8 protein-coding genes are annotated in these 10757 nt (G+C 62.4%); 3 read left to right on the forward strand and 5 right to left on the reverse strand.

What is annotated here, in order from left to right:
* Positions 1-278 precede the first annotated feature (278 nt).
* The 3 genes from ABS769_RS21610 to ABS769_RS21620 all read right to left on the reverse strand — a co-directional run bounded on the left by ABS769_RS21610 (position 279) and on the right by ABS769_RS21620 (position 3844).
* A complete protein-coding gene (locus tag ABS769_RS21610) occupies positions 279-1565 on the reverse strand; it encodes a Y-family DNA polymerase (protein ID WP_317063427.1) in 1287 nt (428 codons plus the stop codon).
* Entirely contained in the window at positions 1565-2044 is a 480-nt protein-coding gene (locus ABS769_RS21615) for a LexA family protein (RefSeq protein WP_099770826.1), read from the reverse strand. Before ABS769_RS21615 ends, ABS769_RS21610 begins: the two co-directional genes overlap by 1 nt.
* 102 nt (positions 2045-2146) lie before the next feature.
* Entirely contained in the window at positions 2147-3844 is a 1698-nt protein-coding gene (locus tag ABS769_RS21620; protein ID WP_317063256.1) for a recombinase family protein, read from the reverse strand.
* Positions 3845-3860: 16 nt separating this feature from the next.
* Here ABS769_RS21620 and rimO point away from each other — a divergent pair, with 16 nt between their 5' ends.
* On the forward strand, positions 3861-5231 hold the full coding sequence (rimO, locus tag ABS769_RS21625) for a 30S ribosomal protein S12 methylthiotransferase RimO (protein ID WP_317063255.1): 1371 nt from the start codon (positions 3861-3863) through the stop codon (positions 5229-5231).
* Between the two features lie 117 nt (positions 5232-5348).
* Here the strand turns inward: rimO and greB are convergent, their stop codons facing one another.
* Entirely contained in the window at positions 5349-5855 is a 507-nt protein-coding gene (greB, locus tag ABS769_RS21630; protein ID WP_317063254.1) for a transcription elongation factor GreB, read from the reverse strand.
* Between the two features lie 104 nt (positions 5856-5959).
* Here greB and ABS769_RS21635 point away from each other — a divergent pair, with 104 nt between their 5' ends.
* Positions 5960-7426 (forward strand): rhomboid family intramembrane serine protease, encoded by a 1467-nt coding sequence (locus ABS769_RS21635; protein WP_317063253.1) that lies wholly within the window; start codon positions 5960-5962, stop codon positions 7424-7426.
* Between the two features lie 495 nt (positions 7427-7921).
* On the opposite strand, the gene ABS769_RS21640 is transcribed toward ABS769_RS21635, so the two are convergent.
* On the reverse strand, positions 7922-9196 hold the full coding sequence (locus ABS769_RS21640) for a hypothetical protein (RefSeq protein ID WP_317063252.1): 1275 nt from the start codon (positions 9194-9196) through the stop codon (positions 7922-7924).
* Positions 9197-9804: 608 nt separating this feature from the next.
* Here ABS769_RS21640 and nudK point away from each other — a divergent pair.
* The gene (gene nudK / locus ABS769_RS21645; protein ID WP_317063251.1) at positions 9805-10404 is read left to right on the forward strand and encodes a GDP-mannose pyrophosphatase NudK; all 600 of its coding nucleotides are present in this window, start codon (positions 9805-9807) and stop codon (positions 10402-10404) included.
* Positions 10405-10757: the final 353 nt, after the last annotated feature.

A 10757-nucleotide genomic window follows, 5' to 3' on the forward strand; every position in this document is an offset into this window, starting at 1 on the left:
CCGCTTTCGGCTTCGCGCAGAAAGCCGATGACCTGCTCGTCAGTAAAACGTTTCTTCACGTCCAATCTCCTCGGGGTAGGGAATTGGACTCCAAACTGAGGCGCTACTCAAAATTGGGTGGACGTCGGGCCTAGAATGGGGCTCCAGCCACCGCACTTGCGTCTACGCTTGAGCACGCGCGCATCGACCGCCCATCTCTCGTGGATGGGCAGGCCTGCACGGTGCCGTAGAAATTGGAGCCAGTCCGAGCCGCCTGAGTCAGGCCTGCTGGCGCGCGATCAGCACGTGGCGCGGGGAAGATCTGCCAGGGAGGTAGTGAAGCGTCCCGACAAGAGCTCTTGCCGCGAAGCCCATGCTGGAGAGTTCTGCCATCCGCTTGCACCGAGGCCGGCCGTACCCCGCCCGAAGCGTCGGTTGATAGCGTCTAAGGTGCTCATCAGCTTCTCGTCGCCGATGCGAGCCGGAGTGAATAGGTCGCCCTGCAGGTCTTCAGGCTTGGCTAGATCCATCAGGCATACGCCGGCCTTTTTGTAAGCGAAGCCCTCTCGCATGAAGCCCTGGAACAGCCGGCGTACAGTCGTGAGCACGATGCGGCTGTCAGAAGTGGCGGAGGCGAGTGGGGCGGTGCGTGATGGGTTGTGCTGCGGTACGCCCGGCTTGAACGAATCCGTTTCGGCAAAGATGCCAATCGCGCTCGACGTCAATCCGCGAGCGCGCAGCTTCTCGGTGGCACGCATGGCGAAGGTGGCCAGCGCCTCTGACATATCTTGCGGGTCGCTTACCCATGTCCCAAACGACCGGCTGACCATGATTTGCTGCCGGTCTGGCTCGACCTCCTCGAGCTCGATGCAGGCGTGGCCCTGCAGCTCGCGCTGCGTACGCGCCATGACCACTCCGAACTCCGCGAGCAGGTCGTCTGCAGCCGCATCCCGCAGATCCGCTGCCGTATACACACCGCGTGCCTGCAGCCTGGCGCTCCAGCGCCTACCAACGCCCCAGAGGTCGCCAACTGACGTGGCCCGCAGCACGGCATCGAGCTCGCTTGCACTGAGCGCTGCCAAGTCACAGACGCCGGCCAGATCGGCCGGGTAGCTGCCCGGTTTGCGCGCCGCATCCTTGGCGACCCGGTTGGCCAACTTGGCCAGGGTCTTCGTCGGCGCGATGCCGATGCAGTTCGGGATGCCAGTCCATTGGTGAACGCGCTCGCGTAGGTCGACCGCGAGCTGCCGGCGATCGCGGATCCCGGCTAGGTCGCGGAACGACTCGTCAATGGAGTACACCTCCACACGTGGCGCGGCTTGGCGAAGGATCACGCCGATGCGCGAGGTGATGTCGCCGTACAGACCGAAGTTTGCGGAGCGCAACGCCAGCCGCCGGCGGATCTGCGTGGGCACCTTGTGGATGGGCTGTCCCATCGTCACCCCTAGCGCCTTGGCCTCGTCCGATCGAGCAATGGCGCAGCCATCGTTGTTGCTCAGCACGACCAACGGCCTGCCGCGCAGCTCGGGCTGGAACACCCGCTCGCAGCTGGCGTAGAAGTTGTTGCCGTCGATCAACGCGAACATCAGCGGCCAGCGCGGGAATGAGTGCGCGTGACCTGGCGGACCACGCCCACGACCGCGAACACCTCGACCTCTGTGCCTGGCGCCAGGACGATCGGCGCGCAGTGTGGGCTGCGGCTGTGGAGCTCTATGTGGTCGACCGCGACCTGAAGGATCTTGCAGACCGGCTGATTGCCGTCCCAAATGGCCAGCACCATGTCGCCATTGATCGGACTCACTGAACGATCCACCACAAGGATGTCCCCGTCACAGACGCCGGCCAAGATCATGCTCCAGCCCTCGGCCCGATACAGGAAGGTAGCCGGCGGATTCCGGATCAATACCCGGTTCAGATCGAGCTCGTCGTCCTGAAAGTCTTCAGCGGGCGAGGGGAACCCCAGCTGGATCCGGAGTGCGCTGACCGGCAGGTTCAGCGGCGCTGGCTCAAGGCAGGCAGGCCCGAGCAGACGGGCGTAGGTATGGGGCGGCGGCAGGGACAACATGGCGCGAACTCTCGCGGGACGATGTCTCACAGGTCGAGACGGCCTGCCAAGTTAGCAAAATTACTAATAACCAGATCAGGCGTTTACTAACCGCATTCAGCGTTACACCGGCCCAAGGGAGGCCTCACTCTGGGGCGTAGCCTCCGCAACACCAGGGGGCAGCGGGATTTGTACCGTGTCGATCTCCTCGCCGGCCTTCCAACCTCCGGTTTGCCGATCAATGTGCAGGAGTCGGGCGCCGCCACGCTTCGCCATGAGCAAGAGGTCGATCGTGCCCTTCCACGACCGCGATTGTTCGGGCTTTCTGCCTCGATGGAACACCACGATTCGGTCGAAAGTGTCGGCTACCAGTTGGCGGGCCTTGATGCGCGCGTCATGGTCAAGTGCCTCGACTCCTTCGACTAGGCCTGCCCACGCCTTTGCGGCGGCTGGTTCTGGGGATAGGGCGACAGCTGCCAGCTCGTGCTCCAGTGCTTCCACCCGCCTCTGCTGCTCTGCCAACTCGAACTCAAGCTCACGGGCGCGGCGCAAGAATGCGGCCGGGGCCTGACCAGCATCGGAAGCCAGCAGGGCATCGGTGATCTTATCTATGCGGGCCGTGGTATCCGAGACCTGTACACGAGCGATAGTCAGCTGGCCGGCAATACCGTCGGCGCGATTCCCGGAATCGAGAGGCCTAGACAGATTCATTTGGTCTGCGCAGAACGTCACCAGGGCATGCTCTATCGGGACTACGCTACAGCTGCCGGCGACCGGGCAGCCTCCTCCCTGAGAGTTACTTACGCAGATCAAGCGCCGGTGTCCGTTCTGGGGGCGTCCATCCTCCCGGCGGCCACGGGTCATCAAATTCTGAGACACCATCGCTGCCCCGCAGTACCCGCAGAATGCAATCCGCATCCCGGTGATAAGTCCAGGAATTTCACCGGTGCCCTTTCGGCGTGAACGTTGTGCCGTCAGGTGCTGCAGGTCGGCGAACTCTGCAGGTGAAAGCAGGGGAGGGTAGTAGCCAGCCAGTCGGTACTCCTGCCCGTCGACCTCCAGCACCTTTTCCCCGATCAAGGCCCTATTTCGCACGATTCGGTATAGCTGCTGGGAAGGGTTGCCGCCGTTTGTGATCTGCAAACCCCTGTCAGCCAGTGTTCTCATGATCCGAACAGCACCGTGCCCTTCGCGGAACATGCTTACTGCAGTGCGCACCGCTTCCCCGCGCTCCGGCACAATTTCAAAGGCTTGGCCTACTAAGCGGAGCCAATGCGGATCTTTGCCGTTGCGCACGAGTCCGTGCCACGTTCCGGCTATCCAGCCCTGGCACTGCCGATGAATCGCTGCTCGCACCCGTTTGCTTTTGGTATCTGATTCCTCGTGGGCACGGATCATGACCAGGAGGCTGTACACCAGATCCATCGGCTGGGCCTTGAGTCCCTCGCGGTTGTACTCCCGTCCGTCGCTAGCGGTTACGACGGTGATGCCGGCGTTGATGATCTGCGCTAGTTGCGCTTGAGCTTGGATAGGCTCCGCGCGGCTGAGGCGGTCCAGCCCTTCGACCACCAACACGGATCCTGCAGGGATCCGCGCGTCATCGATCGCCTGCAGGAACAAGCCTAGGGCGCCACGTGTGACGTGGCGCTGGTGATAGGCCGATAGTCCTGCGTCTTGCATTGAAAGCTCTGAATCCAGCGTCATGCCGTGCTCGGCCGCCCAGCGTTTCGCGTATTCCATTTGTCGATCGGCGCTGCTGCCGGCGGCCTGCTTCGGGTCGCTGAACCGCAAGTAGCTGTAAACTTTGGCCTTTATAGCCATAGAGCCAGGTGTCGCTGTGTCGGAAAGCAGGAGTATAGGGTTTATATCGTTGGGCTGCCCGAAGGCGCTCGTCGATTCCGAACGCATCCTCACCCAGCTGCGCGTGGAGGGCTACGACATCGTGCCCAGTTACGACGCTGCCGACGTGGTGGTGGTCAATACCTGCGGCTTCATCGATTCGGCGGTGACCGAGTCGCTGGATGCGATCGGCGAGGCGATGAACGCCAACGGCAAGGTGATCGTCACCGGCTGCCTGGGCAAGCGCCCGGAACAGATCCGCGAGGCCTATCCGCAGGTGCTGGCGGTGTCCGGCCCGCAGGACTACCAGAGCGTTATGGAAGCGGTGCATGCGGCATTGCCGCCGCGCCACGACCCGTTCGTGGATCTGGTGCCGGACTACGGCATCAAACTGACCCCGCGCCATTACGCCTACTTGAAGATTTCCGAAGGCTGCAACCACCGTTGCAGCTTCTGCATCATCCCCTCCATGCGCGGCGATCTGGCCTCGCGCCCGGTCGATGAGGTACTGCGCGAAGCAGAGCGCCTGGTGCGCGGCGGCGTCAAGGAATTGCTGGTGGTCTCGCAGGACACCTCGGCTTACGGCGTGGATCTGAAATACGCCGAGCGGCCGTGGCGCGACCGCATGTACCAGACCCGCATGAAGGCGCTGTGCGAAGGTTTGTCGGAGCTGGGCGTGTGGACGCGCCTGCATTACGTGTATCCGTACCCGCACGTGGACGATGTGATTCCGCTGATGGCCGAAGGCAAGCTGCTGCCGTATCTGGACATCCCGTTTCAGCACGCCAGCCCGCGCATCCTCAAGCTGATGAAGCGGCCGGGCGCGGTGGAGAAGACCTTGGAGCGCGTGCAGCGCTGGAAGGCGATGTGCCCCGAGATCACCGTACGCTCGACCTTTATCGTCGGCTTCCCCGGCGAGACCGATGCCGAGTTCGAATCGCTGCTGGATTTCCTGGATCAGGCCCAGCTCGATCGCGTCGGTGCGTTCGCGTATTCGCCGGTGGAAGGCGCCAGCGCCAACGCGTTGCCGGATCCGGTGCCGGAAGAGCTCAAGCAGGAACGTCTGGCGCGTTTCATGGCCAAGCAGGCGGAGATTTCCGCCGCGCGGCTGGAAGCCAAGATCGGCAGCGTGCAGCAATGCCTGGTCGACCTGATCGAAGACGATATCGCCGTGGCCCGTTCGCGCGCGGACGCGCCCGAAATCGATGGGCTGGTGCATATCCAGAATGGCGGCGAGCTTGGATTGAAGATCGGCGATCTGGTCGATGTGGAGATCACCGACAGCGATGAGCACGATCTGTTCGGCGATGCATTGCCGGCCAATGCCCCGATCCAGCAAGGACGGTCGTTGAATCTGCAGATGGTGTAACCGGCTAGGTGTCGGGACACCGCGGTCCGTAGGAGCGCACTTTGTGCGCGAAGAGGCGTTATCGATAACCTCCCATCGCGCACAAGTGCGCTCCTACAGGTCAGCAGATTCGCACGGCTACTGGCTGGCGTAATCCACCGACACCACCACGAAGGTGTGCTTGCCGGACGGTAGCTGCGCTTCGAACTCATCGTCCACGCGTTTTTTCAGCAATGCGCGCGCCAGCGGCGAGTCGATGCTGATCCAGCCGCGCCCGGCGTCGGTTTCGTCCGGGCCGACGATGCGGTAATGCAGCAGGTCGCCACTGTCGGCGTCTTCCAGCTCGACCTGGGCGCCGAAGAACACCGCGCGCGGATCGGTCGGCGCGGTATCCACCACGCGCAGGGCTTCCAGCCGCTTGCTCAGATAACGTACACGGCGGTCGATCTCGCCGAGCTGCTTCTTGCGATAGGTGTATTCGGCATTCTCCGAGCGGTCGCCTTCTGCGGCGGCTGCAGCCAGCGCGCGCACCACCTCTGGCCGACGCACGCGCCAGAGCTCTTCCAGCTCGGCCTTGAGCCGTGCATGGCCTTCGGGCGTGATCAGCGCAGTGCTTTTTTCGGCAGGCGGGCGCCAGCGGCTCATGGGCAGTGTGTCGGACGGCGGGGACGCGATGCTAGCGCGCATGACCTGCTTGCGCATCTGCCGCCGCACAGCGAAGCTTTGCGTTCTCGGACACGGACGCCGTCATGCTACTGATGCCGCTGCACAAACCCTGGTCGCGCCAGAACATTCCCTGGGTGACGCTGCTGCTGGTGCTGATCAATGCGGCGGTCTACCTGGGCTATCAGCGCAAGGACGACGCTTTGGTCGAAAACGCGGTGCGCTATTACGTCGACTCCGGGCTGGGCACGTTGGAGGCGCAAGCCCACGCACGCTATCTGGAGCAAACCGGCGACGCCAAGCTCCGCGCCGCGCGCAAAGCCAAATTGGACAGCGTGCCCACACGCCAACGCATTGCGTATCTGGCGCATTTGACGATAAACGATGTGGCATTCGCGCAGGCATTGCGCAGCGGCGCGCTGTTCAAGGACGAGGAACGTTTGCGCGAATGGCGCGCATTGCGTGCGCCCTACGACGCGCGCCTGTCCAAGATATTTACGCTACGCCATCTGCAGCGCAGTTCGGAGTGGTCGCCGGCACGGATGCTGACGGCGACATTTCTGCATGGCAGTTTCGATCATTTGCTCGGAAATATGCTGTTTCTGCTGGCGCTGGGCACCTTGCTGGAAGGGGCCATCGGCAGCGGCTGGTTTCTGCTGCTGTATCTGCTCGGCGGGTTCGGCGCCAGCGCGGCCAGCCTGTGGTGGCGCTGGGGCGAGCCGGGCGGCGGGTTGGGCGCATCCGGTGCGATCGCTGCATTGATGGGCGCGTTCTGCGTGGTCTGGGGCCGGCGCAAAGTGCGGTTTTTCTACTGGGTTTTCGTGGTGTTCAATTATGTGCGCGGTCCGGCGATTCTGCTGTTGCCGCTATGGTTGGGCTGGGAGCTGTACAGCCTGTTGTCGAGCGACAATGCCGCGGTCGCCTTCGAGGCGCATGCCGGCGGGTTGGTCAGTGGCGCGCTGCTCGGTGCCTTGCTGGTGCTGCTGCGGCGCACTCGTCCCGCCTTCATGGAAGAGAGCGATGCAGTGCTGGTGGACGATCGCTGGGAGCGTGCGCAGCGGCATCTGGGGCGCATGGAAAACGTGGAGGCTGAGCGCCTATTAGCCGAGTTGGCCGGCGAGCAGCCGCACAATCTGGAGGTGGCATTGGCGCGCTATCGAACCGCACGCAACGCGGGCCATCGCCAGGACAGCTTGCGGCATGCGCAGACGCTGTTGCAGCTGCAGACGCACCACGCCGAACAGACGCGCATCCAGCTGGCGGTCGCTGCCGAGTTGAGCAAGGCCAAGATTGATTTTGCGCTGCCGGCACGGCTGGCCTTGATCGGCGCGTGCATGCGTAATGGCCTGCTGGCCGACGCCGAGCGGCTGTTGAAAGAATGCGAGCTCAGTGCGTCGCGCGCGGAGTTGGCGCAGCACTGGTTCGTGCTGGCCTTGCGCCACGGCGAGCTGCAGGATGGCGCGCAACGTATGCGCCTGTTGCAGCTGGTGCTGGAGCAGTTTCCGGAGCAAGGCCAAGCCAACAAGGCGCGCTTTCTGCTCGACAATGGGTGAGCTGGTTTAGCTTGCAGGCTTGCTGTGAAAAAACCGACTCTTAATCGTCTCTAGCGTCTATCGATTACTGGCGGATGATCTGCTGCCTGGCTGAAGGGCCCTTGCCCGCCCACCATCGCGGGACACGCCGCAAGTACGTCCGTGTAGGCTCTTACGCGGCATCCATGCCGCGTAAGGTCCCGCGACCGTGGGCGGGCAAGGGCCAGTCGAGATGGTCGGTGTGCATGGTTTTAAACAAAGCAACCGATCAACTCTCTGGTGCGGTGTCCTCATCGATTGCGGGACCGTGTGGCGGCATGGATGCCGCCACCGAGCCTCCAGGGATGGATTCACGGCGTGTCCCGCGAGAGGTGAGGGCACCGCGCCCTCGGTGATGCGGGTTTGCTGCAAGGACCAATCAAGATGCTCGGCGTGCATGGTCGCGAGCAGTACACGCCGCGAGACTGTCCGATGACGGAAGATCCGATTAGCTCCGTCAAAAAATTTGCCAGCCACTCAAGCCGGTTGAATCGCCACCGCTTTCAGCGCAGCTTGCAGCTTCGCGCGTAGTGCATCGTTTTCGCACTGATCAAGGGCGTTTTGCAGCACTGCACGCGCCTGGTCGTCGCGGCCGAAACGTTCGGCCAGTAGCAACCCTGCGTCGAGCGACCACGTTGGTAGCATCACGTCGCGCGGCCATGCGCCGATGGCTGCTAGCAGGCCGTCGGTCGCCAGCTGGAATTGCCCGGCCATCTTGGCGCGATCGGCCAGCAGCGTGGCTTGCTCAGGCGTCAGCGGTGTAAATGCGGGATTGCTGTCCAATGCTTCGCGCTGCAAGGCGAGTGCGCGGCGCTCCTGTTTTTCCTGCAGCAAGCGATTGATGTAGTGGCGCGTGTGTTCGTGCAGTTCGTCGTTGCGATGATGTTGCCGTAGCAGACGCTGATACAGCTCATGCACGGCAAGGCTCACTGCGCGTGATCGCACCGCGCCGCGTAACGCTTGAAAGGCTTCGTCGGCATGTCCGTCGCGCAGGTACTGCTCTGCTTCGTCTAGCAGGCGTTGATCCGGGTCTTCGCGCTCGACTCCCGCGCCACTGCTGGGCAGATAGCCGAGTTCTTCATGGTACTGGTACACCAGATAGCCCATCAGATGGAAGCTGGCGAACAGGCTCCAGATGGAGGCAATCACAACAGTCGCTTCGCGCACGACCGGCGGCAGATATTTCACCGCAATGAACACCGCTGCCGTGCCGCTGCCCTGGATCACATACAGCAGGCCGTAGGCGGCCAGGTACGGCCAGCCGATGCGCAGCGCCATGTCGATCGACACTGCCGGGTTGAGTGCGCGGCGCAGGCTGCCGTCGATGGCCAGCGCAATCATCATGCCGGGCAGCAACAGCTGCACCACCAGATACGCGATGGTCAAGCCGGGCTTGCCGGCCAGTACGCCGGCCGCACCGATGACGATACCCAGCGCAAGCGCCAGCAGAATCAATCTCAGTACGGCGCTATCGAACGTGTTGTAGCCGAGTCGCGGTGCGTCGGCTTGCCCATCTGCGCTGTGGCGCAGGATGTCGAAGGCATAGGTGTAGGTCGCCATGCCCAGCACGCCGGCGATCAGCAGTTTCAGGATGCCTGGCAACACCAACAGCGCGCTGCACAGGGTCAGCGCAATCAGCGCGTACAGCGCGGAGCCGCGCAGCGGGTAGGTGGCGATGGCGGGAATGCGGGTCCAGAACGGTGCCGGCGCGGCCTGCACTGCAACCTTGCGTGCGCGAAAACGGTCTTCCATGACGCTCCCCAAGCGTGTGATGTGAAGAGATTGTGCGGTGGTGCGCGTCGCCGTGCAATTGGAATGTAACGGCGCCTGCCTGTTGAGCCCGGTGATGCACGGCAGCGGGTGGGGGCTTGGCGCGTAGCCGCATGTGGAACGACACGAACTGCGCAAGATTGGGCGTCGGTATCGACGGTTCAGTGGGCCGTGCGCTATCGAAGAAAGCGTCTGGCTCAAGGAGCACGTGATTGCAATTAGAGGGTTTGCAAAGTGGTGCCGGCGTTGCGTATGGATATGTGGTCGCGACAAATTGCCGGTCGCGCGAGCATTGCCGGCGTCGCGGTTGTGCGGTTCGTCATCTTGATGACATATGCACTTCCGTGCTTCAGTCGACCGTGTAGCGTCGCAGTCTGAATGACCGGCAGCGTGGAGTCATTGGCCTAGTACGTACTGATGCCTTTACATGTCGATATGCGACACGTGCAGTGCTTCAGTAGATGACGTAATGCTCCGGATCTTGGTCATCGGTAGACTGTCGACCCGCCGCAGTCATTGCGGATCTTTCGAGCGACCAGACGCGCCAACGTTCGTGGCACTACCGTCGCCCGCATCACAAGGAGTGTCGCTTGAATCCATCCGCCACCGGCAACCCGCAGGTTCGCATTCGCAGCATCGATGTGCTGTCAGACAATTGGTATGTGCTGCGCAAGGTCACCTTTGATTTTCAGCGCAAGGACGGCCGCTGGCAGACCTTGTCGCGCGAGGCCTACGACCGCGGCAATGGCGCCACGATCCTGCTCTACAGTCGCGCCAAGCAGACGGTGATGCTGACCCGGCAGTTCCGCCTGCCCACGCTACTCAACGGCAACGCTGACGGCATGTTGATCGAAGCCTGCGCCGGCTTGCTTGACCAGGACGATGCGCTGACCTGCATCCGCAAGGAAACCGAAGAAGAGACCGGATATCGCATCGACAACGTGCGCAAGGTGTTCGAGGCGTTCATGAGCCCTGGCTCAGTCACTGAGCGCCTGTACTTTTTCGTCGGCGAATACTTCGATGGCGACAAGGTCAGTGATGGCGGCGGTGTCGAAGAAGACGGCGAAGAGATCGAGGTGCTGGAACTGTCGCTCGATACAGCGCTGGCGATGATCGGCTCAGGCGAGATCGCCGATGCCAAGACCATCATGTTGCTGCAGTACGCCAAGTTGCAGGGTTTGTTGACTTAACTCGAGCATAAGCTTCATTGGAGCACGGGCGTTGCTAGGCGGCGGGAGGTGTCGCCTCGGAGTCTTTGCAATGACTGCAAAATTGCCCGTCTTGCCCGTCTTGCGCGTCAGTGCTCATAGTCCGTAGAAGCAGAACTATAGATAGCCAACCCATTGAAAAAGACTGGCCTTTCCTTGCCACAGACCTTCGCGCAAACCAAGGCGTGCCGTTGTCAGCGCACCCTTCTAGGGCCTGTTAACACTAATGGCCCGAGCGATTAAACTATCGTGCATGGAGATCACGCCAGCACAATTTTCTCTGATCGAACACTGCCTGCCGGCGCAGCGCGGCAATGTCAGCATGACCAACCTGC

This window comes from Xanthomonas hortorum, assembly GCF_040279205.1.
GTDB lineage: Bacteria > Pseudomonadota > Gammaproteobacteria > Xanthomonadales > Xanthomonadaceae > Xanthomonas > Xanthomonas hortorum_F.